Origin of the sequence: Bacillus sp. B25(2016b) (assembly GCF_001679765.1) — a bacterium.
Lineage (GTDB): Bacteria > Bacillota > Bacilli > Bacillales > Bacillaceae_G > Bacillus_A > Bacillus_A thuringiensis_K.
Genome location: NZ_CP016285.1, coordinates 2,560,370 through 2,581,989, shown reverse-complemented (window position 1 = coordinate 2,581,989; position 21,620 = coordinate 2,560,370). Strand labels below are relative to the sequence as shown.

The window sequence follows — 21,620 nt, the reverse complement described above, 5'->3', positions numbered from 1 at the left end:
CTAGGTATGAACTAAAAGATGATGGGCTTTGATGCAAAAGGTAATTTTGAGAATTCACTTTTCTATTAATAAAACAGGGTAGTGTATGAATACATAAGATTCATATACTACCCTTTTTATTATGATAACACTTTCGTCATAAGTATGTGCGGAATGCCATCTTCCATAAATATATCAGAAGAAGTTTGATAGTCTAATTTTTTATAAAATCCTTCAGCTTGTGTTTGACCGTGTAGCTTCACTTTTGTAGCTTGTTCGTTACGAGCAATTTCTTCTAACGTTTGAATGATGACTTTACCTAATCCATATGTACGATAATCTTTTAAAATACAAATACGTTCTAATTTTCCGACACCATCAACAAATCGTATACGCCCTGTGCCTACAGGAAGATCATGATAATAAACTAAAATATGTTTACATTGCTCTCCGATTTCATCGAATGTATCGAATTCATCTGTAAGAGGAACACCTTGTTCTTTTACAAATACTTCTTTTCGAATATGAAAGGCAGTTTCTAAATCAGTAAGTTCTGTTATAAGTTTGGATTGCAAAATGTTCAGTCCTTTCTAATGTAATCAGTTTGCGTTTTCCTAGTATATCATAATAAAGCACTATTAAGAGAAGAAGAACATACTAAAAAGCCAACTTTAAAAAGTTAGCTTTTATTACAATTTCTTTATCCCATTTTTAGTGCCAATAATTGCTGTACTCGTCATACTTATAAACAACCCTGTTTCAACTACACCAGTAATCATTTTTAATTGGGTGTGTAAATGGGCAGGATTAGAAATATGATTAGGGAATATACAATCGATAATCATGTTATTGTTATCGGTTATATAGGTTTCATTATTTTTTAAACGTAACGTTGTTTGACACCCTAAAGACTGAATTTTATTTTCGGTTTGTTTCCATGAAAAAGGGATGATTTCAACAGGTAATGGAAAATTACCTAAATGTGTTACAAGTTTCGATTCATCAGCAATGATAATTAGTTCTTTAGAGGAAGAGGCAACGATTTTTTCACGAAGTAATGCACCGCCACCGCCTTTTATAAGCTGTAAATTTGAATCAATTTCATCCGCTCCATCAATTGTAAGATCAAGACTTTGTACGTCGTTTAACGAAAGTAGGGGGATATTTAGTTGATGTGCTAATGCTTCAGTTTCCTTTGATGTTGGTACAGCTTGAAATGATAATCCTTCTTTTACACGCTCACCTAATTTTTGTATTGTCCAATATACAGTAGAACCTGTACCAAGCCCAATCTTCATGCCATCATTTACAAAGTTAGCGGCATATTCGCCAGCGAGCTGTTTTAAATTCATCTCTTTATTCCGCCGGACGCGGCCCGGCATCAAGACCTGAATTTTCAACTGTAAGTACCGGACGAACGACTATATCTTTATGTACGCGCATTTGACAAGATAATCGTAAATGATCTTCAATCCCTTTTTCCGTCATTGCATGTTTCTCATTCGCACTTGCTTCACAGAAATCACCTGCTAGTATTTCTACTCTACAAGTTGTGCAACGTGCATTCCCGCCGCAACGATGAAGAATGTTGACACCGCTATCTTCAATTGCTAATACTAACTTTGTTCCTTCTTTCACATCAAAAGTTCCCGCACCTTCAATTGTTAATTTTGGCAAATTTGTTCCTCCTCACGTAAAATTGTACATAACATATTTATGACCGCGAATTATTGAACATAAACATTATTTTTTTATATCCCCGTAACTTTTTTTTATGTTGAATCGTTTATTAAGTAAGCGCTGAAAAGGAGTGGTTATTTTGTGCACAAAAGTAACTCATGTTTTAAAGAATCATATCGATATGAATCATTCAAATATAGACTTTTTAATTGAGCAATATGGAGAGTTGAAAAGGTATTGTACATTTTTAACGAAAAACAAATGGGACGGCGAAGATCTTGCCCAAGAAACAATTTGTAAAGTTCTTCAAAAATATAGTAATAAAGATATTTGTATGACGCTTGTATATAAAATAGCTCGAAATCGTTGGATAGACCAGATGAAATCAAAATCAGTTCATGAAAAAATAAAGGAACAAATTACTTTTGAAGAACCACATGAGAACATTGCAGATTTGCATGAAATGGTAGGGAAAGTATTATCTTCATTAAATGTACAGCAATCCGCAATTTTATTATTAAAAGATGTTTTTCAATATAGTATCGCTGATATTGCTAAAGTGTGTTCTGTATCAGAAGGTGCAGTAAAGGCTTCTTTATTTCGGAGTAGAAATAGGCTGAAAACTGTAAGTGAAGAAGGGATTGAGATAGTCGAATTCACAGAGGATATTGAAGTTGTTGTAACATCTATTCGTGAGGAAAGACCAGAATTATTAACGAAGCTTCTTCCGACAATAGATTTTACTAAGTTACCATCTAAACAGCCAGTCTTATTATTTAATGTGAAAAACCCTTCTTCCTACAGTTATATGCTTTACGCAGCATAACAAGTATTGGAGGGATTTAAAATGAATGCAATTCCATATGTAGTAGAACAAACAAAATTAGGAGAACGTTCCTATGATATATATTCAAGGTTATTGAAAGACCGCATTATTATTATCGGCTCAGAAATTAATGATCAAGTAGCGAGTAGTGTCGTAGCGCAATTATTATTTTTAGAAGCAGAAGATGCAGAAAAAGATATATTCTTATACATCAATAGCCCTGGCGGTTCAACGACAGCAGGTTTTGCAATATTAGATACGATGAATTTAATTAAACCAGATGTGCAAACGCTATGCATGGGCTTTGCGGCATCATTCGGTGCATTGTTATTATTATCAGGAGCAAAAGGAAAACGGTTTGCGCTCCCTAACAGTGAAATTATGATTCATCAGCCGCTTGGTGGTGCACAAGGGCAAGCAACAGAAATTGAAATAACTGCGAAAAGAATATTAAAGTTAAAGCATGATATTAATAAAATGATTGCAGAAAAAACGGGGCAACCGATTGAAAGAGTAGCACATGATACAGAAAGAGATTATTTTATGACTGCAGAAGAAGCGAAGGCATATGGGATAGTAGATGACGTTGTTACGAAAAAATAAGTTAAAAACAGGCTAGAGGATATGCTAACCCTCTAGCCTATTTTATTAATCTTTTACCCATTCATCAACTAGCGCTTGATTCTTCTTAATCCATTTTCGCGCCGCGTCTTCAGGATCTTTCGTTTTATTTAACTCGACCATTAATGTACCAAGCTGTTCATCGTTCATTTTCCATTTGTCAAAGTATTTTATGATATCCGGATGATCTTTTTCGAAACCTTTACGAACAGAGTAATAAATGTCATCTTTTTCACCATATACTTTCTTAGGGTCTTTTAAATATTTCAAGTCAAATTCCGAAAAGCCCCAATGTGGATTCCAAAGCGTAACAGCGATTGGTTTCTTTTTCGTATATGCTTTCTTTAATTCACTCATCATCGCAGCCTCAGAAGATTGGACAAGTTTTAGTTTAATATCATATTCCTTCATTGCTTTGTTCGTTAAATTCATAAGACTACTACCGGGTTCGATTCCGACAATTTTGTTATCTAGCTCACCTTTATGTGCATTTACATCTTCGATACTGTTAATGTTTTTCATATAAGAAGGGACGACTAGGCCAAGACCAGTACCTTCATACCATTTTGATTTTAAAACAATATCATCTTTATAACGATCGTTTAGCGGTTTATCCGTAACGGGTAGCCACACTTCTAAATTAGCATCAACATCACCGCGAGCGACACCAGTCCAAATTGCGGCTTTTTCTAAATACATAAGTTCAACTTTGTAGCCTTTTTCTTCTAATAAAACTTTCCACATGTTTGCGGTTGCAATATTTTCTTTCCAACTTGTTACACCAAGTTTAATTTTTCCTTTCGAATTTGCATTTGTTGCATTACATGAAGTGAAAATCATAGTAATAAATAATGCAAGGCATATAAACCAAATTTTCTTTCGCATCGAAAACCTCCTAAGTAACGTTTGCCTTATAAAATAAATGTATAAGTAAGCATTCTTATTATGAACGGAAACGAGAATTTTAAAGAAATCTTATGAATGTCATTTTTATGTAATATTTCTTTGTAAAATCGCAACACTATGTGAATAGATGGGTAGAAAAGGAGTAGTGACATGGATAATACAAAGGTGCGTGTTGAAAACGTAACAAAAGTATTCGGGAAACATCCGCAAAGAGCCCTTTCCTTATTAAAAGAAGGAAAAAGTAAATCGGAAATTTTAAAAGAGACAGGAATGAACGTTGGGGTGAAAAAAGCAACGTTTGAAGTTTACTCTGGAGAGATTTTCGTTATTATGGGTTTGTCTGGTAGCGGGAAATCTACGCTAGTTCGTATGTTAAATCAATTGATTAAACCAACTGCAGGTCATATATACATAGATGGTGAAGACATCGCAACGATGGGAAAAGAAGAGTTACGGAGAGTAAGAAGAACGAAAATGAGTATGGTATTTCAGAAATTCGCTCTATTTCCGCATCGTACAGTTATACAAAATGTTGCATATGGTTTAGAGATTCAAGGAGTTCCGGTTGAAGAGCGAGAGAAAAAAGCGTTAGAATCGCTACAGTTAGTAGGACTCGATCATCATAAAGATAATTACCCAAGTCAACTTAGTGGTGGTATGCAGCAGCGCGTTGGAATCGCAAGGGCACTAACGAATAATCCAGATGTATTACTAATGGACGAGTCATTCAGTGCATTAGATCCACTTATTCGAAAAGAAATGCAAGATGAATTGTTAGAGTTACAAGATAAAATGGAAAAAACGATTATATTTATTACGCATGATTTAGATGAAGCGCTTCGAATTGGAGATCGTATCGCATTAATGAAAGATGGAGAAATTGTCCAAATTGGAACACCAGAAGAAATTATGATGAGCCCCGCTAATGAATTTGTAGAAAAGTTTGTTGCGGACGTGAATTTAGGAAAAGTAATTACGGCTGAGTCTATTTTAAAACGACCAGAAACTTTATTAATTGATCGTGGACCTCGTGTAGCCCTTCAAATTATGAGGAATGCAGGTGTCTCAACTGTATATGTTGTAAACAAAAAGTATGAGTTTTTAGGTATATTAACTGCGGATGATGCGAGTAAAGCAGTACAAAAACAGTGGCCGATTGCTGATTTATTACTTAATGATATTCCGCATGTGTATTTGGATACTTTACTGGAAGAGACATATGCAAAAATGGCAGAGATGAAATATCCGTTACCAGTAATCGATGAGAAGAAAAGGCTAAGAGGAATTATTAAACGTGAAAGTGTCATTCAAGCTCTTGCAGGAAACATTGAGGAAGAGGTGAAAGACGATGAATAGTATACCGCGGATTCCATTAGGGGAATGGGTCGACTCATTTGTTGCAAGTTTATATGAGCACCTTGAAGGCTTATTCCGAGGATTCTCTTATATTATCGGCGGATTCGTTGATTTACTCACTAATTTTTTAACAATAATACCGGCCATATTGATGATTATCATCCTTTGTTTCCTCATTTGGTACACAACGAGAAAGGTATCTTTAATTATTTTTACACTGATCGGTTTATTATTTATTTTAAATATTAACTACTGGGCACAGACGATGCAAACATTAGCACTCGTACTTACGTCTGTTATTATTTCAATTATTGTCGGAATTCCAATTGGTATATTAGCATCTCAAAATGAACGTTTCTCAAAATTTTTAAAACCAACATTAGATTTTATGCAAACAATGCCTGCATTCGTATACCTTATTCCAGCGATTACATTTTTCGGAGTAGGTGTAGTACCTGGAATTATTGCATCAGTAATCTTTGCAATGCCACCGACAATTCGTTTTACTGACTTAGGAATTAGACAAGTTCCAGAAGATTTAATTGAAGCAGCGAATGCGTTTGGATCCACGGCATCACAAAAACTATTTAAAGTACAATTACCACTTGCAACCGGAACGATTATGGCTGGTGTGAACCAAAGCATTATGCTTTCGTTATCGATGGTTGTAACAGCATCACTTGTAGGAGCTCCAGGACTTGGAGTTGATGTATATCGCTCTGTAACACAAGTTAATATCGGAATGGGATTTGAAGCTGGATTAGCTATCGTAGTAATCGCAATTATATTAGATCGAATTACACAAGGGTTCCATACGAAAAGAAAATAATGAATAAAAAACACACTTTTATAATACAAAGTGTGTTTTTTATTGCATCCAGATCACATACGAACGATAACAGAACCTCCAGCTGGTGCACAAACTTGGTTTTTTTGTTGTTCCATTGATTTAATTAATTGATTATTTTCCTCGATTAATGAGATTAATTTAGTTAATTGATTTTCAAGACTTGCAATACGCTGCATCATATATTGTGAATCATGATGCAATGTATTCCTTGCGGGATGAGGGGAATAAACATACTGTTGATTTATATTTGGATTCCAATGAGGATACATTTGAATCGTTCCTCCTTCAATAAATTACGAAGCTTTCTTATAGTAAATGCCTATGTATAATTAATAGTTACTTGAAAATTTTCCAATATAAAAGGAGTATGTACAGAAAATGGAAAATATTATATGTGAAGTTACAGTACATTTTTTGGAAATATTTAAGCGAGATAGTGCGTATATTAATACATTCAAGTAAATGTATGTTATTTAGGGAGAAATGATGGGAGGAGATGTAATTTTGGCTAAAAATAAAAAAAGGAATGATGCTTTGGCAATAGGTGTCGGTATAGGAGTTGTAATTGGTGTATTTCAAGGGCACTTTACAAATAATTTAGTAATCGGAATTGTGATTGGGATTATAATTGGGATTGCGTTTTTGAAGAAATAATGAGATGTAAATTCATTTCAAAAATTGTTGTATCAAAAGAATGAAAATTCGGAATACGAAACCTGTTTTTCCTTTTATTGTGATATTATATATGAAAAGGAAGGTGATGGATATGTCAACAAACAATCAAATAGAACAAAACTGTTTCATTTGCAAAAAACATATAGGAAATATTATAGTTCCAGGTGGAGCTATTTACGAAGATGAACTCGTTTACGTTGGACATGTCCACTGGGATAGTGAAGAAACATACCTGGGTTATGTAATGATAGATATAAAAAGACATGTACCTGACCTTGCTGAATTAACAGATGAAGAAGCGAAAGCGTTCGGACTTATAACAAGTAGAGTAAGTAAAGCGTTAAAAGAAAGTGAGGGAGCAGAACATATTTACACTTTTGTTTCAGGAAATGGTGTACCACATATGCATATGCACATTATTCCGCGTTATCCGAATACACCAAAAGAGTTTTGGTCACCGACTGAAGTAGCGAAATGGACTGGCGCACCATATGGTGACGAAGAGAAAATAAAAAAACTATGTGAAAGAATACGAAAGTATATGGTAAATGAGTATGCATACAACAAATAATACAGAATATTCATGGGTTGGAAATATAGAAATGTGTTTAGGAGAAATTTCAGTTAAACAATATGGTGATATTGTACTTGGTAAATATGGCGGGAATAAAAGTGCTGGAGCGAAAAAGAATGAAGATGGTGCATTAGTTTGGTCAAATGGTGAATGGGAATTTGCAGCTATTCTAGATGGACATAATAGTGCAGAAAGTGTTGAGTTAGTAGTAAATACAATCCAAAAAGAATATGAAAATATAAAAGTAATTTTGAATGAACCAATTAATTCAGTATTTCAGTCTGTTGAAAATCATATACTTACAATTTTTCAGTCATCTTCATTTAAGGAAAAGTGCAAAAAAATTAAAGGTGAAACAGCTTGCTTACTATGTGTAAGGAAAGAAAATTATATATGGTGGCTTTCTATCGGTGATTGTTTAGTGTATGTATTTCATGAAGAGTTACATAAGTTAGGACAATATGCATTAAATCAACGTCATTTTTACGAATGGATTGGAAATGTAAACACATTTGATTTACCTGTTCCTTGCTATTCATCAGGTATTCGTGAATTACGTACTGGAAAGACCCGAATTGTAATGGTGACAGATGGAGTATTAGAATGCGGGGAACGCCGATATGAAATACCTGTAAATTTGTATAATGCTATGAACAGAAATGATAAAACACTTAAAGAAAATATTCACAATGTTTTAGAACACGTGCATCATCAGTTGGGACGTGATAGTGCGACAATTATTAGTTGGGACGTAGAAAATAAAAGGAATGCTACGTATCCGAGTGATCAGCCGGAGAAAAGGTAAAGGAGGAAACATCACTGTTTTGGGTTAAAGGAATTTTATTAATAGTATGGATTATATCCTTAGTTGTTTTTGAAAAAGTAGTGAGGAAAAAACAAAATATACCGAAACAAACAGACTGGAATAGTAAATATGTAAACAACTTTCATAAATGGGGCACTAGGGCTCTTATTATTTCTTATATAATTTTTACGATGATATGTGCTACTTTAAATCCCGTTTATATTAGTAATTTACCCATTTTGTTTTTAATAACTTTATACTGCTTTCAATCATTTATGGAGTGGAAATTTGATAAAGAATCGAGGGAATATGTCATTTCTTTAGGAACGGTTCCGCTATTAGTAATAACAGGAATTATTCTTAATTTTTTCTTTTATACCTATTGGATTTAATCATATGTGGAATGAATGGGGAGACAAAATGAAAAATCCTAAATTACGTGCTGAAGCAATGATTTTAAATGAAGATCATTCTAAAGTACTTGTACAATGCGATGAAAATGAATCATTTTATCGTTTTCCAGGTGGCTCTATTGAATTTGGTGAAACGTCAAAAGAAGCAATAATTCGAGAGTTAATAGAAGAATACGATTTGAAAGTTGATGTTCAAGAGTTAGCAATTGTAAATGAACACATTTTTGAGTGGGACAACGAAAAAGGTCATCATTGTACATTGATACATTGGGGGACTGTTGAAAAAATCATTACAAATGAAATAAGGCATAAAGAGCATGAGGATATTATATTAATTTGGAAAAGTCTAGAGGAATTACAGGAGAAGCCGACATATCCTGAAGGCATCATAAGCTATTTAGAAGAGGATAACCGTAATATAGTCCAATTTATTTCAAGTAATTAAATGAAATAACTAATAAACAAGAAACCATTTACTACTAAATGGTTTCTTGTTTATTTAAGCATTTATTTTAGTTAATATAGATGTAATGAAATTAGTTTTATCCTCTGCATACTTATGTTTATCAGTAGGATTAGCTTGTGAAAGTTGAATCTTTAACTGTTCATACTGCATCCGTGCAGTTTTATTGTCTATTAAGTAATCACGAAATTGTAATTGTTCTATTAAATATGTATTCCCTTGTTCATACATATGAATTTGATGAGTTCTTGGTTCACCTTTATTAAAATAGTATCTTTCGGGTAATACTTCTTTTCTATATTTATAGTTTAGTAGTTCTAACTTTTTAATACAATGTATACCGTCCGTATAATTTTCTAATTCAATTGCTATATCAATAATTGGCTTTGCACTTAAATATGGAATAGAAGTACTACCAATATGGTGTATCGCTAAAATATGTTCGCCAATTTGTTCCTCAATGAGTTGTTTCTCTTTCATAAACTCAATTTCCCATTCTTCAGTCCACGGCACTAAAAATACTTTCCCATACGGTAAACCTAACATTTAATTAGCATCCCTTTCAAAAAAGTTTATTACATTTTCTTAAAGCTCCTCAAAACAAGATATTCCCACAATCTCCAAGGAAGAATCTTCTTCGCAAAGATCATAAATTTCACACCTTTACCGATTGGATATCGTAAATTTGTACGCTTAGATTCAGCAATTTCTACAATTTTATTAGCAACATCTATCGGATTACCAAATGTATCACTACCGCTATTAATATGTTTTTGTATTTTATCCATATACTCTTTGTAAGGAGATGTTGTATCAGATTGGTTTTCAGCTAGTTGTTTCCCAACCTCCCATATGTTTGTGTTATAAGAACCTGGTTCAATTAAAGCAACATCTATTCCGAAAGGTTTTACTTCTAAGCGAAGCGATTCACTCCAGCCTTCTAATGCATATTTTGAAGATACATAAGGAGATAAACCAGGGAATCCAACTTGGCCGCTAATGCTGCTTATATTAATGATTTTTCCACTTCTTTGTTTTCTCATATACGGTAAGACAAGCTGGGTAATTGATATAGCTCCAAATAGGTTCGTTTCAAATTGTTTACGGTATTCCTCTACTGGAATTTCTTCTACAAAGCCGCCATTTGCATATCCTGCATTATTAACAAGTAGGTCTACTTTTTGTATTTCTTTTAAAAATAATTGGAAGTTATGTATAGAGTTTTGATCGGTTACATCTAATTGTTGAATTTTTATGTTTTGTTGTAAGTTGAGTTGAGTAGCTTGAGATAGTAAGTTCACTTGTTTTTCAAGGTTCCGCATTGTAGCGATAACTAAATAATCTTTTTTTGCGAGTTCGAGTGTAGTTAATAGTCCAAATCCACTTGAGGCTCCTGTAATTATTGCGATTTTTTTATTCATTTTCCGCCAGCTTTCTTTTTCTTTTATCATAACGAGTTATGATAAGAAAATCTATTATTCTTACATTCAGTATGAAATCAATTTGTATGTAAAAAAGGGGATTATAGGGAATGAGCGTATATAGAGTAGTGTATATTAATATGATAATGAAATGAGGGAAGAAAAATGGTCCATGTGAAGGATGTATTAGCAGATCAATTGTTGGCGAATGCAAACGATCCTAGTTGGTATATCCCATTTTCAGATGCAGTGAAAGATCTATCTGAGAGGGAAGCTTTCTGGAAACCGAATGAAGAGAGTAACAGTATAGCTGAAATTGTACAACATTTATTGTATTGGAATTCTACGTGGCAAACTAGATATAAAGAATCGAATGTGAATGCTGTGCCCGCTATTGGTGATAATAACAAAAGTTTTATGCTTTCAAATAATCAAACTTTCGATGAATTACGGGAAAAACTACTAGAAAAACTGTTACAATGGCAAAATCTTATAAATGAAGAAAAGGTTGAAAGTGATGTAGTAGGACTTCCTGTTTCTGCAAAGTGGTGGGAAGTGTTAGCGAATGTAACAACTCATAATGCATATCATATTGGGCAAATTATTTACATCCGAAAATTACAGCAGAGCTTTGATAATGAATAAGATAATAGTTCTCAAATTAGGTGAACAAAAGTGGACAAAACGAGACAAATGTCTCATTTTGTCCACTTTTTTATTATGAAAGAAAAGAGAAAACCTATTAAAGCAAGGATTAGAATTTGGCACGGTACTTGCAATATAAAAGACGAACAAGAAAATAGGAGGGCTGGACATGTTAAAAACAACTGAAAGTAAAGGGAATGAAATTACGAAAGAACAAGCTCGTTGGATGTACGAAAAAATGTTAGAGATTCGTAAGTTTGAAGATAAGGTGCATGAATTGTTCGCGCAAGGCGTTTTGCCAGGTTTCGTTCATTTATACGCAGGTGAAGAAGCGGTAGCAGTTGGTGTATGTGCCCACTTAACGGATAGTGACAGTATTACAAGTACACATAGAGGTCATGGACATTGTATCGCAAAAGGTTGTGATTTAAATGGTATGATGGCTGAACTTTTCGGGAAAGCGACAGGATTATGTAAAGGTAAAGGCGGTTCCATGCATATTGCGGATTTAGATAAAGGAATGCTTGGTGCTAACGGCATTGTAGGCGGGGGTTTCCCACTTGCTTGCGGTTCAGCATTGACAGCTAAATATAAAGGAACGAAAGATGTAAGTGTTTGCTTCTTCGGTGACGGAGCAAATAATGAAGGAACATTCCATGAAGGGGTTAATTTAGCGGCGATTTGGAAGTTACCAGTTATTTTTATTGCAGAAAATAACGGTTACGGTGAAGCAACTACCTTTGAATATGCTTCAAGTTGTGATTCTATTGCGGATCGTGCAAAAGCTTATAATATTCCAGGCGTTCAAGTAGATGGAAAAGATCTTCTAGCTGTATATAAAGCTGCTGCAGAAGCAGTGGAACGTGCGCGTAATGGTGATGGTCCAACAATTATTGAATGTATGACATATCGTAATTACGGTCATTTTGAAGGTGAAGCGCAAACATATAAAACATCAGAAGAAAAAGAAGAACATTTAAATGAAAAAGATGCGATTGTGAATTTCCGTAAGCATTTAATTCATGAGGGTTTATTAACGGAATCTGAACTTGTTGATATGGAAAAAGCAGTAGATGATGCAGTACAAAGATCCATTGAATTTAGTGAAAATAGTCCATACCCAGACGATGAAGAATTATTAAAAGATGTATACGTTTCTTACAAATAAGAGGAGGGTGAAAAAATATGACTAGAACAGTAAGTATGTCAACTGCAATTAATGAAGCAATGAAAATCTCAATGCGTCGTGATGAAAATGTAATTTTAATAGGTGAAGACGTTGCAGGCGGTGCACAAGTTGATCATCTGCAAGATGATGAAGCTTGGGGTGGTGTTCTTGGTGTTACAAAAGGGCTAGTACAAGAATTTGGCCGGAATCGTATTTTAGATACACCAATTTCTGAAGCAGGTTATATGGGAGCTGCGATGGCAGCTGCTGCAACTGGGTTACGTCCGATAGCTGAGTTAATGTTTAATGATTTTATCGGTAGTTGTCTTGACCAAGTATTAAACCAAGGTGCGAAATTCCGTTATATGTTTGGAGGTAAAGCAAAAGTACCCGTTACAGTACGTACGATGCATGGCGCTGGTTTTAGTGCAGCAGCTCAGCATTCACAAAGTTTGTACGCATTATTTACGAGCATACCAGGTATTAAAGTTGTTGTTCCTTCCACGCCGTATGATGCAAAAGGCTTATTATTAGCAGCAATTGAAGATGATGATCCAGTAATCTTCTTTGAGGATAAAACACTTTACAATATGAAAGGTGAAGTGCCAGAAGGATACTATACAATTCCATTAGGAAAAGCAGATATTAAACGGGAAGGTTCTGATGTAACAATTGTCGCAATCGGAAAGCAAGTTCATACAGCGCTTGCAGCTGCAAAGCAATTATCGAAAAAGGGGCTTGAAGTAGAAGTAATCGATCCACGATCTTTATCACCGCTTGATGAAGATACGATTTTATCATCTGTTGAAAAAACAAATCGTCTTATCGTTATTGACGAAGCGAATCCAAGATGTAGTATCGCAACAGATATTGCGGCAATTGTAGCGGATAAAGGTTTTGATTTGTTAGATGCACCCATTAAACGAATTACAGCACCACATACGCCGGTTCCGTTTTCACCACCACTTGAAAAATTGTATTTGCCAACGCCAGAAAAAGTAATTGAAACTGTATCAGAAATGATTGGAGACCAATCTTTATTACATGTGTAATAAAACGATGTGAAGGGAGAGAGAAACATGGCTGTAGAAGTTGTAATGCCGAAGTTAGGTATGGCGATGAAAGAAGGTATTATTACGAGCTGGAATATTAAAGCAGGCGATAATGTAGCAAAAGGAGAACTGATTGCTAGTATTAATTCAGAAAAAATTGAAACGGAAATTGAAGCGCCAGTTGATGGTACGGTACTTGATATAGCTGTAAGTGAAGATGAAGGAGTGCCGCCTGGTACTGTAATTTGCTACATCGGTAAACCGAATGAAAAAGTAGAAATGCAGGAAAGCACACATGTTGTAGAAGAAAAAACATCTAATATAGAAGTACAAAATGTACAAAATCAAGAACCAAATGGGAAAGAAGTATCGAAGCAAAGAATTAAAATTTCACCTGTAGCGAAAAAAATTGCAAAGTCTGAAAATCTGGATATCAAGGCATTAGTTGGTACAGGTCCTGGCAGAAGAATTACAAAGGCAGATGTATTAAAAACACTTGAGGTAAGAGGAATCGTCCCGGAAATATCTGAAAAAGAAGAAAGTAAAGCCATTCCTGTTACTGGTATGCGTAAAGCAATCGCAAATCGTATGCACGCAAGCTTACAAAATAGCGCACAATTAACGTTAACGATGAAAGTAGATGTAACAGATTTAGCTGCTTTACATAAAGAAATAGCGGAAGTTGTACAAAAAAGATACGATAATAAATTAACCATTACGCATTTCGTCTCGCGTGCTGTTGTATTAGCACTTGGAGAGCATAAAGAAATGAACAGCGCTTATATAGATGATGCAATTCATCAATTTGAACATGTGAATTTAGGCATAGCAGTCGCATTAGAAAAAGGATTAGTCGTTCCAGCTATTCGCTTTGCAAATAATTTATCTTTAGTAGAGTTGTCTAAAGAGATTAAGGATATGGCACAAAAGGCGCGAGCAGGTAGCTTAAGTAGTGATGATATGCACGGAACGACATTTACAATTAGTAATTTAGGTAGCTTTGGTATTGAATATTTCACACCTGTATTAAATACACCTGAGACTGGTATTTTAGGTATTGGCGCAATTGAACATGTTCCTGTATATAAAGGGAAAAAATTAAAAAAAGGTAGTATGTTACCTTTAAGTTTAACATTCGATCATCGTGTACTAGACGGTGCACCAGCAGCTGCATTTTTACGCACAATTAAATATTATTTAGAAGAACCTATAACAATTCTTTTATAAAGAGAAGGTGAGAGAATGAGTAAATTAGTTGTAATTGGAGGCGGACCAGCTGGATATGTAGCGGCAATTACCGCGGCTCAAAATGGAAAAGAGGTCACTCTTATTGATGAAGCTGACCTTGGCGGAACGTGTTTGAATGTTGGGTGTATGCCGACGAAATCATTGTTAGAAAGTGCAGAAGTGCATGACATTGTGAGAAAAGCGAATGATTATGGGGTTACGCTTAATACAGGAAGTATATCAATTGATTGGGATCAAATACAGGCAAGGAAATCACAAATCGTAATGCAACTCGTCCAAGGAATACAATATTTAATGAAGAAAAATAAAATTAAAGTTGTAAAAGGAAAAGCGAAATTCGAAACGGATCATCGTGTGCGAGTTACATACGGTGATAAAGAAGATGTAGTAGATGGAGAACAGTTCATTATAGCGGCAGGTTCAGAACCGACTGAATTACCCTTTGCTCCATTTGATGGAAAGTGGGTTTTAAATAGTAGCCATGCAATGTCCATAGATCATATACCGAAATCATTATTAATCGTTGGCGGTGGTGTAATAGGGTGCGAGTTTGCAAGTATTTATAGTCGTCTTGGAACAAAAGTTACAATTATTGAAATGGCACCACAATTATTACCTGGTGAAGATGAAGATATCGCACATATTTTAAGAGGAAAACTAGAAACTGATGGCGTAAAAATATGTACAGGGGCAGCTTTAAAAGGATTAAATAGTTATAAGAAGCAGGCATTATTTGAATATGAAGGAAGTATCCAAGAAGTTAATCCAGAATTTGTTCTCGTTTCAGTCGGCCGAAAACCACGTATACAACAATTAGATTTAGAAAAAGCAGGCATTCAATATTCAAATAAAGGAATTTCTGTAAATGAACATATGCAAACCAATGTATCACATATTTACGCAGCTGGTGATGTAATTGGTGGCATCCAGCTTGCTCACGTTGCCTTCCATGAAGGAACGACGGCAGCATTACACGCGAGCGGAGAAGATGTAAAAGTTAACTATCATGCTGTACCTCGTTGTATGTATACCGCTCCAGAAATTGCTAGCGTTGGTCTAACAGAAAAAGATGCAAAAGAGCAGTACGGTGACATACAAATTGGAGAATTTCCTTTTACAGCGAACGGAAAAGCGCTTATTATTGGAGAACAAACGGGGAAAGTAAAAGTTATTGTGGAACCTAAATATCAAGAAATTGTTGGGATTTCTATTATCGGTCCACGTGCAACCGAACTAATTGGTCAAGGAACTGTAATGATTCATACGGAAGTTACTGCCGATATTATGAGAGATTATATTGCAGCGCATCCGACTTTATCTGAAGCGATTCATGAAGCGCTATCGCAAGCAGTAGGGCATGCTGTACATGCTTAAATGGAATTATAATAAACCACTATTCTCTAAATGAATAAGAGAATAGTGGTTTGAATTTTTACGGAAGAAATTGAATATCCTATTATTTTTTTACGTCAATAGCTGAAGTTTTATCGTTCCATTCAGGAGCTAAATTAGCAGTTTTACCATACCAATCAGCGTGTTTAAATACAACACCTTTTCCATATCCTTGTGTAGAAGTATGCTCCCAAAGTGTCGTTGAATAACTTGCAGAAGGTGAAGCCGTACTTACAGAAGAAATTCTGTCGTTCCAGCTAGAAGGTAAGTTTTTAAAGCCACTGCTCCAGTAAATGTATTGTCCACCTTTATTTATATGTTCATAAAAATCAGTACTACCAGCGCCGCTACCTAAAGGATTAATTTTATTTTTAAGTGCTTTTTTATCCTTTTCAATATAAGCATCCAATGTTTCTCTACTAGTAAAACCGTAAGCTAACCAATCTCCATTTTCATTTTGCTCTGGTAATACCATAGTAATTTGGATGTCTTTTTTATCTTGATCACTTAATTTTGTAAGTGAATTAACGTTCTGTTCATCCACTTTTAAATAATCAAAAGACTTAATTGTGTTACTTTTTTCTTCAGCACTTGCTACTCCTAGTCCTCCAGTTAATGCAAATCCCGCTACTAATGTACCTGCTACTAATTTCTTCAACATATAACCATCCCTTTTTGTTTGGATTTTTGTACAGGTGAATCTTGTACAGCTAAAATGTATTATAATTTTATATTTTTGTAAATATTCTGAAGTTTTAGAAATAATAGGCGTAATATTTACAGTTTTACATTTTTTCTTTAGAAAAAATAGTTATTGGAATGATATAATAAGTGGATATATTGTTTTTACTGGATGTAAAGATGTTTTAGGAGAGGTGTCATTGAAATATTTTACAAGAGATTGGTATAAAAAAATAAATTTTTAGAATTTTTAAGTTTTATAGAGTCTATAAAAGAATGGTCGGAAATGGATATACAAAGTTTAAAGGAAGAAATAGAGGAAAGGAAAATAGATTTATTAAAATTCCTTCCTGAATCGATATACTCAATTATACAAAACATCACAATTAATTCAGAGTACCCATCAGGTGAATTGAAAAAACGTATGCGAGAGTGGTCAACAGATTATGAGAAAAGAGTGGAATAATTAGATCAATCATACGTAGAATATTTTAATTCCATTGAGAAAAAACTTCCGTCAAATGTTGCTCAGTTACACAAGACATCACTACAAGATAGTGTAATTAAAGTAGTAAAGAGAAAGTCAGAAGATATTTTGTCTATCATATTAGATTGCATTGGTACTTTTAGTGAATTTGATAAACTTGAAATAACTTTTATCCCGCATTAACGGGCAGTAAGACACCCACCTCAAAATGCAGCGAAAGCAAAGAAGTTAGGTGGGAATTAACTGCCCGTAAAAGCCCGATTGGTTAGAGCTAATAATCAGTGGGAGATGAACAAAACCCCCACTGATTAAAGTTTCACTTTATAGGAGTAACAAAGTGTTCTATGCCGGAAAACTTTGAAAATGCTTGGTGGTTATATCATGAAATAGCTCTTACTGAAGATGGTTTTGAACTAGGTGTTTTATTTGACTCTCCATTTAGAGAAGTGACGATTTGCGCGGCAGATGTATTACTTGTGAAGAAATAATGTTGTATGGAGTATTACAAACGTTTGACATAATAAAAAAATAAAGTTATTGTAGATACATGAAGTCTACAATAGGAGCTGTATTATGAAATATTCTAAAGCTACAAATTATGCTCTTCATACAATGCTTTTTCTGGCAAAGGCTACACTAAATAAGTTAGTTAGTGTTCACCAATTAGCAGAAATGCAAAATGTTTCACCAACGTACTTGTCTAAAATACTAACTAAGTTGACGAAGGAAGGGATGATACATTCATCATCTGGTCCAAAGGGCGGTTACTCGCTTAGTAAGAATTGGGAAGATATTTCATTTTTAGATATTATACATGCAATTGAAGGTAAAACATCATTGTTTGAATGTTGTTTACATGACAAACCTGGATGTTTAATTAATGAAGTAATGCTTGCAGCAGAAGAGAAAATGGAAGAAGAGTTACGAAATCAAAAAATCGTAGATCTTGCGAAAAAAATAAAAGTGGATTTTTAATCTGCTTTTATTTTTAAATTAATTAAGGATAAAAAGACTCTTTGATATCTTTAATTGTAGTTAGAAAATGATATGAAGAAGGAGAGAAGATGATGACTAAATTTTGGAATGATCGATATAAATCAGATGAATATTTTTACGGGGAAGAACCTAATACATTTATTAAAGAACAAGCATTTCGTTTAGCAAATCACAATAAAGTAATAGCTTTCGCGGAGGGAGAAGGTAGAAATGCTGTATTTCTAGCAAGACAAGGGAACGAAGTAACAGCTATTGATTATTCGGAAGATGGATTAGAGAAGACAAAAAAATTGGCAGAGAAGCATAACGTAAACGTGCATACAAAAAAAGTAGATTTATTAGCTGATAGTTTGCCAGAAAATGAATATGATGCAGCAATTATGGTATTTGGACATTTTCATGATGATTATAAAAAAATGATATTAGGTAAAATGATACAAACGATAAAGCCTGGTGGTTTAATTATGTTTGAAGTTTACTCAAAAAAACAAATAAACTATGGTACTGGTGGACCAAAAGATGTTGATATGCTGTATGATCCAATTGATATCCTTACTTGGTGTGAAGAACATAAGGTAATTCATTTCTTTAATGGCGAACAAGAGCGAATTGAAGGGAAAGGGCACACTGGTTTAGCTGATGTTATTCAAGTTGTTATTAGAAAATTATTATAAGTGTTAATGAAAGTTAAATGTATGAATGTAAAAGACCAGTCATGTAAGACTGGTCTTTCTATTTAGATACTAAATTATCAAGCTTCCAATATGTATCTGTTAACGGCGCTGCTTTGCTATCTATGTATAAATACATATTATTTAAATCTTTTGGTGAAGTTTTCATATTAAATTCAATGTCAGTAGTTAAAGAAAATTCAGATGGAACTTTTTTAGCATTTTCATTTTGTATAACTTTACCTTCGTATTTTTCACCCGTTTTGTCATCTTTTATGAAATATTTTATTTCTGAAAGATCTATCGTTTGTCCGTCAACACGAGCGTTATTTATAGTAACGCGAGCTGTGAGACGCCACTCTTTGTCTATTTTTTCGAATTTAGCATTTTCAACAGTTGCTCTATAGTATTCGTTTTTAAATATTTCCCCATAGTGCATTGCATTCTTTTCGAGAGCGCTCTTTTCTTGTTTTGATGTAGTATTGCTATTACATCCTGTTAATATTCCAGTAAATAATAATGCTGTACATGTCGTTTTGATTAATGGTTTCATAGTAATCCCTTTCTGTATTAAAAAGTAAAACATAGGAATAATTTTACATCAATAGGAAGGTGAATGGAAGTGTTTTTGCGTAATATACAGATATATATTTATTTGGTTGTCAAGTTAACAGGATAGAAAGAGGGAGAAGACTGTATAAAACGGAATAAATAAGAATTGAAAATATTGTAAAATGGAAGAGGCATGCATATAATTAAAATAAAGTTTAAGTTTCTGAATCTTCAATAACGGTGGTGATGACATGTTTACTGAAGAGCGTCGAGAGAAAATTTTAGAGCTACTTAATACAGATGGAAGAGTAATCGCAAAGGATCTTGCGGAAAGATTTGATATGTCTATTGATTCTATAAGAAGAGATTTGTCTATTATGGAAAAGGATGGTTTATTAAAAAGAACGCACGGAGGTGCAATTGAACTTACGCGAGTGAGAAACTTAGCTGCGGAACCAGCTAAACGTTATAGTGATAGCTCAATGTATGAGGACACAATTGCAAGAGTTGCGGTATCTTATATACAAGAAGGTGATTCAATTTTTATTGGTGGGGCTTCCGTTCATAATGCGATGCTGAAATATTTACCAGAAGTATCATTTACGGTTATTACGAATTCTATAGAAATAGCTGGTTATCTACGAGAATATAAGAATATTGATACGTATTTAATTGGCGGAAAAGTAAAACCTTCAGGGAATATTACTGATACACTTGCCTCTGAATTGATAAGTAGATTTTCTATTGATCTTTATTTCTCTACAGGTGGAGGCATTTCATTACAAGGTATTAGTACTGCAACACCTGAAGTTGCTTATTTTAGTAAAAGAGTAAGTGAAATTGCTAGAAGAAATATTTGTTTAGTTCCACATAATAAACTTGGAATAGATTGTTTTATAAGAGGAGAGTCTCTAAAAGAAATTGACATTATTATAACTGACGAAGAGGCTAGTAAAGAAACTGTTCAGGACTTTGAGAAACAAGGTAAACAAGTTGTAATAGCGCCATTATATTGATTTGAAAGGAGTTTGACATGATTGTAAAAGAGCAAGAGTTTTATATAAATGGATTAACTTATACAATTCGTTCTGCAGCTGAGAAAGATGCTGAGCAGTTATCGAAAATTAGAGTTCAGATTGATGGAGAAACTGAAAATATGGATAGAGATGCTGGAGAGGGATTTATAGATAATCTAGGATTTCAAAAAATAATAAAAACAGATAGTGAAGAGACTAAGAATCTCTTTTTAGTTGCAGAAGTGCACAATCGAATCGTTGGATTTTCAAGATGTGAAGGATCAAATTTTAAGAGATTATCTCATAAAGTGGAGTTTGGCGTTTGCATTTTAAAAGAGTTTTGGGGATATAGAATGGGGAAGAGCCTATTACAACAATCTATTAAATGGGCTGACGAAAATGCAGTGAATAAAATATCTTTACAAGTATTAGAGACAAACGAGAAAGCTATTCATCTTTATAAAAAATTAGGTTTTGAAGTAGAAGGCATTTTGAAAAATGACAAAAGACTATCGGATGGAAAGTATTATAATACGGTAGTGATGGGAAGATTTACTAATACTTTTCATGAAAGAGGTGAAGAAGTATGTTTTACAGAAGGAAGTACTATGTAGTGAAAAATGAATCCATAGAAGTATTTAATGATCATTTCAATCACACAAACTTACCTAATCAGTTAAAGCATGGTTCTAGGCTAATAGGACGCTGGATGAAAGATAATAAGAATGGTACGTATGAAGTATTTGCCATATGGGAATATGATAGTTATGAACAGTATAAAGAAATAGAATCGAAAATTAGAAGTGACGAGAGGCATATTAAAAGAATACATGAACGGTATGAAAAACATGGTGGGAAAGAATATGTTTTACAGGAGTACATAGTAGAGATGAAAAATGAAGAGTTAGTATGTACTGTAAAGTAATAGAGGGGTGAGGGATAATAGGAATGAAAACAAAATTATATTTTAGTTTAGCATCCACTATTTTATTTGCAATAGCCGTGATTGTTTTCTTTATAAATGGTAATCCACAAAAGTGGTTTTGGTTATGTATTTTCTTTGCGTCCATTATACAAAATATAGTGCTACTAAAAAAGAATAAAGAAATGCATTAGGATATTCAAATTATTAACATATTTGTG

The 21,620-nt window shown here is 33.9% G+C and carries 28 protein-coding genes and 2 pseudogenes; 21 read left to right on the top strand and 9 right to left on the bottom strand.

Annotated elements, in window-relative coordinates; translation table 11 throughout:
- Positions 1 to 119: 119 nt before the first annotated feature.
- From BAQ53_RS13120 to BAQ53_RS13110, 3 genes are all read right to left on the bottom strand, one after another.
- Positions 120 to 554 carry a GNAT family N-acetyltransferase gene (locus BAQ53_RS13120; protein WP_001190880.1) on the bottom strand — a complete coding sequence of 145 codons (435 nt, stop codon included), beginning with the start codon at positions 552 to 554 and terminating at the stop codon, positions 120 to 122.
- A 114-nt stretch (positions 555 to 668) separates the two neighbouring features.
- Positions 669 to 1,331 carry a ribose 5-phosphate isomerase A gene (rpiA, locus tag BAQ53_RS13115; protein ID WP_001049985.1) on the bottom strand — a complete coding sequence of 221 codons (663 nt, stop codon included), beginning with the start codon at positions 1,329 to 1,331 and terminating at the stop codon, positions 669 to 671.
- A gap of 4 nt (positions 1,332 to 1,335) precedes the next feature.
- Positions 1,336 to 1,656, bottom strand: a complete 321-nt coding sequence (locus BAQ53_RS13110; RefSeq protein ID WP_001125388.1) for a 2Fe-2S iron-sulfur cluster-binding protein — start codon at positions 1,654 to 1,656, stop codon at positions 1,336 to 1,338.
- A gap of 142 nt (positions 1,657 to 1,798) precedes the next feature.
- On the opposite strand from BAQ53_RS13110, the gene BAQ53_RS13105 reads away from it, so the two are divergent.
- Both BAQ53_RS13105 and clpP read left to right on the top strand, forming a co-directional pair.
- Complete coding sequence (locus tag BAQ53_RS13105; protein WP_000337504.1) at positions 1,799 to 2,485, top strand: RNA polymerase subunit sigma-70; 687 nt, start codon at positions 1,799 to 1,801, stop codon at positions 2,483 to 2,485.
- Between the two features lie 21 nt (positions 2,486 to 2,506).
- Positions 2,507 to 3,088, top strand: coding sequence for an ATP-dependent Clp endopeptidase proteolytic subunit ClpP (gene clpP / locus BAQ53_RS13100; RefSeq protein ID WP_000991610.1), 582 nt, complete (start codon positions 2,507 to 2,509; stop codon positions 3,086 to 3,088).
- Between the two features lie 45 nt (positions 3,089 to 3,133).
- On the opposite strand, the gene BAQ53_RS13095 is transcribed toward clpP, so the two are convergent.
- The gene (locus BAQ53_RS13095) at positions 3,134 to 3,991 is read right to left on the bottom strand and encodes a glycine betaine ABC transporter substrate-binding protein (RefSeq protein WP_089148763.1); all 858 of its coding nucleotides are present in this window, start codon (positions 3,989 to 3,991) and stop codon (positions 3,134 to 3,136) included.
- Between the two features lie 171 nt (positions 3,992 to 4,162).
- Between BAQ53_RS13095 and BAQ53_RS13090 the strand changes: the two genes are divergently transcribed.
- Together BAQ53_RS13090 and BAQ53_RS13085 are read left to right on the top strand one after the other, a co-directional pair.
- Positions 4,163 to 5,368 (top strand): quaternary amine ABC transporter ATP-binding protein, encoded by a 1,206-nt coding sequence (locus BAQ53_RS13090; protein WP_000370606.1) that lies wholly within the window; start codon positions 4,163 to 4,165, stop codon positions 5,366 to 5,368.
- A complete protein-coding gene (locus tag BAQ53_RS13085) occupies positions 5,361 to 6,197 on the top strand; it encodes an ABC transporter permease (protein WP_001084769.1) in 837 nt (278 codons plus the stop codon). Before BAQ53_RS13090 ends, BAQ53_RS13085 begins: the two co-directional genes overlap by 8 nt.
- 53 nt (positions 6,198 to 6,250) lie before the next feature.
- Here BAQ53_RS13085 and BAQ53_RS13080 read toward each other — a convergent pair whose 3' ends face one another.
- Entirely contained in the window at positions 6,251 to 6,487 is a 237-nt protein-coding gene (locus BAQ53_RS13080) for a hypothetical protein (RefSeq protein ID WP_000283222.1), read from the bottom strand.
- Between the two features lie 217 nt (positions 6,488 to 6,704).
- On the opposite strand from BAQ53_RS13080, the gene BAQ53_RS13075 reads away from it, so the two are divergent.
- The 5 genes from BAQ53_RS13075 (at position 6,705) to BAQ53_RS13055 (ending at position 9,130) form a co-directional block, all read left to right on the top strand.
- Positions 6,705 to 6,872: a glycine zipper domain-containing protein gene (locus BAQ53_RS13075; RefSeq protein ID WP_000508470.1), complete on the top strand. Its 168-nt coding sequence runs from the start codon at positions 6,705 to 6,707 to the stop codon at positions 6,870 to 6,872.
- A gap of 91 nt (positions 6,873 to 6,963) precedes the next feature.
- Positions 6,964 to 7,464, top strand: a complete 501-nt coding sequence (locus BAQ53_RS13070; protein ID WP_208905403.1) for an HIT family protein — start codon at positions 6,964 to 6,966, stop codon at positions 7,462 to 7,464.
- Complete coding sequence (locus tag BAQ53_RS13065; protein WP_208905402.1) at positions 7,448 to 8,272, top strand: PP2C family serine/threonine-protein phosphatase; 825 nt, start codon at positions 7,448 to 7,450, stop codon at positions 8,270 to 8,272. Before BAQ53_RS13070 ends, BAQ53_RS13065 begins: the two co-directional genes overlap by 17 nt.
- 53 nt (positions 8,273 to 8,325) lie before the next feature.
- Positions 8,326 to 8,664, top strand: a complete 339-nt coding sequence (locus BAQ53_RS13060) for a DUF4181 domain-containing protein (protein WP_208906950.1) — start codon at positions 8,326 to 8,328, stop codon at positions 8,662 to 8,664.
- A gap of 28 nt (positions 8,665 to 8,692) precedes the next feature.
- Positions 8,693 to 9,130: an NUDIX domain-containing protein gene (locus BAQ53_RS13055; protein WP_208905401.1), complete on the top strand. Its 438-nt coding sequence runs from the start codon at positions 8,693 to 8,695 to the stop codon at positions 9,128 to 9,130.
- A gap of 54 nt (positions 9,131 to 9,184) precedes the next feature.
- On the opposite strand, the gene BAQ53_RS13050 is transcribed toward BAQ53_RS13055, so the two are convergent.
- Positions 9,185 to 9,694 carry a GrpB family protein gene (locus BAQ53_RS13050; protein ID WP_000901213.1) on the bottom strand — a complete coding sequence of 170 codons (510 nt, stop codon included), beginning with the start codon at positions 9,692 to 9,694 and terminating at the stop codon, positions 9,185 to 9,187.
- 29 nt (positions 9,695 to 9,723) lie between these two features.
- Entirely contained in the window at positions 9,724 to 10,569 is an 846-nt protein-coding gene (locus tag BAQ53_RS13045; protein ID WP_208905400.1) for an oxidoreductase, read from the bottom strand.
- A gap of 165 nt (positions 10,570 to 10,734) precedes the next feature.
- Here BAQ53_RS13045 and BAQ53_RS13040 point away from each other — a divergent pair, with 165 nt between their 5' ends.
- The 5 genes from BAQ53_RS13040 to lpdA all read left to right on the top strand — a co-directional run bounded on the left by BAQ53_RS13040 (position 10,735) and on the right by lpdA (position 16,056).
- Positions 10,735 to 11,214 carry a DinB family protein gene (locus BAQ53_RS13040; RefSeq protein WP_000233784.1) on the top strand — a complete coding sequence of 160 codons (480 nt, stop codon included), beginning with the start codon at positions 10,735 to 10,737 and terminating at the stop codon, positions 11,212 to 11,214.
- Between the two features lie 169 nt (positions 11,215 to 11,383).
- A complete protein-coding gene (gene acoA / locus BAQ53_RS13035) occupies positions 11,384 to 12,382 on the top strand; it encodes an acetoin:2,6-dichlorophenolindophenol oxidoreductase subunit alpha (protein WP_000921275.1) in 999 nt (332 codons plus the stop codon).
- A gap of 17 nt (positions 12,383 to 12,399) precedes the next feature.
- Positions 12,400 to 13,434 (top strand): acetoin:2,6-dichlorophenolindophenol oxidoreductase subunit beta, encoded by a 1,035-nt coding sequence (acoB, locus tag BAQ53_RS13030; protein WP_000198898.1) that lies wholly within the window; start codon positions 12,400 to 12,402, stop codon positions 13,432 to 13,434.
- A gap of 27 nt (positions 13,435 to 13,461) precedes the next feature.
- Positions 13,462 to 14,661: a dihydrolipoamide acetyltransferase family protein gene (locus BAQ53_RS13025; RefSeq protein WP_208905399.1), complete on the top strand. Its 1,200-nt coding sequence runs from the start codon at positions 13,462 to 13,464 to the stop codon at positions 14,659 to 14,661.
- Between the two features lie 15 nt (positions 14,662 to 14,676).
- Positions 14,677 to 16,056 (top strand): dihydrolipoyl dehydrogenase, encoded by a 1,380-nt coding sequence (gene lpdA / locus BAQ53_RS13020; protein ID WP_208905398.1) that lies wholly within the window; start codon positions 14,677 to 14,679, stop codon positions 16,054 to 16,056.
- Between the two features lie 82 nt (positions 16,057 to 16,138).
- Here the strand turns inward: lpdA and BAQ53_RS13015 are convergent, their stop codons facing one another.
- Positions 16,139 to 16,735 (bottom strand): hypothetical protein, encoded by a 597-nt coding sequence (locus tag BAQ53_RS13015; RefSeq protein WP_000914454.1) that lies wholly within the window; start codon positions 16,733 to 16,735, stop codon positions 16,139 to 16,141.
- 220 nt (positions 16,736 to 16,955) lie between these two features.
- Between BAQ53_RS13015 and BAQ53_RS13010 the strand changes: the two are divergent.
- The 4 genes and pseudogenes from BAQ53_RS13010 to BAQ53_RS12995 all read left to right on the top strand — a co-directional run.
- Positions 16,956 to 17,410, top strand: a pseudogene (locus BAQ53_RS13010) (DUF4085 family protein); the annotation flags it as partial.
- A gap of 152 nt (positions 17,411 to 17,562) precedes the next feature.
- Positions 17,563 to 17,730 (top strand): annotated as a pseudogene (locus BAQ53_RS13005) (DUF4085 family protein); the annotation flags it as partial.
- A gap of 85 nt (positions 17,731 to 17,815) precedes the next feature.
- Complete coding sequence (locus tag BAQ53_RS13000; RefSeq protein ID WP_208905397.1) at positions 17,816 to 18,217, top strand: Rrf2 family transcriptional regulator; 402 nt, start codon at positions 17,816 to 17,818, stop codon at positions 18,215 to 18,217.
- An 89-nt stretch (positions 18,218 to 18,306) separates the two neighbouring features.
- Positions 18,307 to 18,912 (top strand): class I SAM-dependent methyltransferase, encoded by a 606-nt coding sequence (locus tag BAQ53_RS12995; protein ID WP_049108040.1) that lies wholly within the window; start codon positions 18,307 to 18,309, stop codon positions 18,910 to 18,912.
- 58 nt (positions 18,913 to 18,970) lie between these two features.
- Here the strand turns inward: BAQ53_RS12995 and BAQ53_RS12990 are convergent, their stop codons facing one another.
- Positions 18,971 to 19,462, bottom strand: coding sequence for a hypothetical protein (locus BAQ53_RS12990; protein ID WP_000803254.1), 492 nt, complete (start codon positions 19,460 to 19,462; stop codon positions 18,971 to 18,973).
- A 250-nt stretch (positions 19,463 to 19,712) separates the two neighbouring features.
- Between BAQ53_RS12990 and BAQ53_RS12985 the strand changes: the two genes are divergently transcribed.
- Genes BAQ53_RS12985 through BAQ53_RS12975 form a run of 3 tightly spaced genes read left to right on the top strand, consistent with a single transcriptional unit; the run spans position 19,713 to position 21,402 of the window.
- A complete protein-coding gene (locus BAQ53_RS12985) occupies positions 19,713 to 20,477 on the top strand; it encodes a DeoR/GlpR family DNA-binding transcription regulator (protein WP_089148765.1) in 765 nt (254 codons plus the stop codon).
- A 17-nt stretch (positions 20,478 to 20,494) separates the two neighbouring features.
- A complete protein-coding gene (locus BAQ53_RS12980; RefSeq protein WP_000635684.1) occupies positions 20,495 to 21,091 on the top strand; it encodes a GNAT family N-acetyltransferase in 597 nt (198 codons plus the stop codon).
- A complete protein-coding gene (locus BAQ53_RS12975) occupies positions 21,064 to 21,402 on the top strand; it encodes an NIPSNAP family protein (protein WP_208905396.1) in 339 nt (112 codons plus the stop codon). Before BAQ53_RS12980 ends, BAQ53_RS12975 begins: the two co-directional genes overlap by 28 nt.
- The last annotated feature ends 218 nt before the right edge of the window (positions 21,403 to 21,620 follow it).

Coding starts and splice junctions, on each gene's coding strand:
- lpdA (WP_208905398.1), top strand. CDS start 14,677: ATGAGTAAATTAGTTGTAATTGGAGGCGGACCAGCTGGATATGTAGCG.
- rpiA (WP_001049985.1), bottom strand. CDS start 1,331: ATGAATTTAAAACAGCTCGCTGGCGAATATGCCGCTAACTTTGTAAAT.
- BAQ53_RS13025 (WP_208905399.1), top strand. CDS start 13,462: ATGGCTGTAGAAGTTGTAATGCCGAAGTTAGGTATGGCGATGAAAGAA.
- BAQ53_RS13040 (WP_000233784.1), top strand. CDS start 10,735: ATGGTCCATGTGAAGGATGTATTAGCAGATCAATTGTTGGCGAATGCA.
- BAQ53_RS13015 (WP_000914454.1), bottom strand. CDS start 16,735: ATGTTGAAGAAATTAGTAGCAGGTACATTAGTAGCGGGATTTGCATTA.
- BAQ53_RS13095 (WP_089148763.1), bottom strand. CDS start 3,991: ATGCGAAAGAAAATTTGGTTTATATGCCTTGCATTATTTATTACTATG.
- acoA (WP_000921275.1), top strand. CDS start 11,384: ATGTTAAAAACAACTGAAAGTAAAGGGAATGAAATTACGAAAGAACAA.
- BAQ53_RS13045 (WP_208905400.1), bottom strand. CDS start 10,569: ATGAATAAAAAAATCGCAATAATTACAGGAGCCTCAAGTGGATTTGGA.
- BAQ53_RS13000 (WP_208905397.1), top strand. CDS start 17,816: ATGAAATATTCTAAAGCTACAAATTATGCTCTTCATACAATGCTTTTT.
- BAQ53_RS12995 (WP_049108040.1), top strand. CDS start 18,307: ATGATGACTAAATTTTGGAATGATCGATATAAATCAGATGAATATTTT.
- BAQ53_RS13050 (WP_000901213.1), bottom strand. CDS start 9,694: ATGTTAGGTTTACCGTATGGGAAAGTATTTTTAGTGCCGTGGACTGAA.
- BAQ53_RS13080 (WP_000283222.1), bottom strand. CDS start 6,487: ATGTATCCTCATTGGAATCCAAATATAAATCAACAGTATGTTTATTCC.
- BAQ53_RS13065 (WP_208905402.1), top strand. CDS start 7,448: ATGCATACAACAAATAATACAGAATATTCATGGGTTGGAAATATAGAA.
- BAQ53_RS12985 (WP_089148765.1), top strand. CDS start 19,713: ATGTTTACTGAAGAGCGTCGAGAGAAAATTTTAGAGCTACTTAATACA.
- clpP (WP_000991610.1), top strand. CDS start 2,507: ATGAATGCAATTCCATATGTAGTAGAACAAACAAAATTAGGAGAACGT.
- BAQ53_RS13085 (WP_001084769.1), top strand. CDS start 5,361: ATGAATAGTATACCGCGGATTCCATTAGGGGAATGGGTCGACTCATTT.
- BAQ53_RS12980 (WP_000635684.1), top strand. CDS start 20,495: ATGATTGTAAAAGAGCAAGAGTTTTATATAAATGGATTAACTTATACA.
- BAQ53_RS13075 (WP_000508470.1), top strand. CDS start 6,705: ATGGGAGGAGATGTAATTTTGGCTAAAAATAAAAAAAGGAATGATGCT.
- acoB (WP_000198898.1), top strand. CDS start 12,400: ATGACTAGAACAGTAAGTATGTCAACTGCAATTAATGAAGCAATGAAA.
- BAQ53_RS12990 (WP_000803254.1), bottom strand. CDS start 19,462: ATGAAACCATTAATCAAAACGACATGTACAGCATTATTATTTACTGGA.
- BAQ53_RS12975 (WP_208905396.1), top strand. CDS start 21,064: ATGTTTTACAGAAGGAAGTACTATGTAGTGAAAAATGAATCCATAGAA.
- BAQ53_RS13070 (WP_208905403.1), top strand. CDS start 6,964: ATGAAAAGGAAGGTGATGGATATGTCAACAAACAATCAAATAGAACAA.
- BAQ53_RS13090 (WP_000370606.1), top strand. CDS start 4,163: ATGGATAATACAAAGGTGCGTGTTGAAAACGTAACAAAAGTATTCGGG.
- BAQ53_RS13055 (WP_208905401.1), top strand. CDS start 8,693: ATGAAAAATCCTAAATTACGTGCTGAAGCAATGATTTTAAATGAAGAT.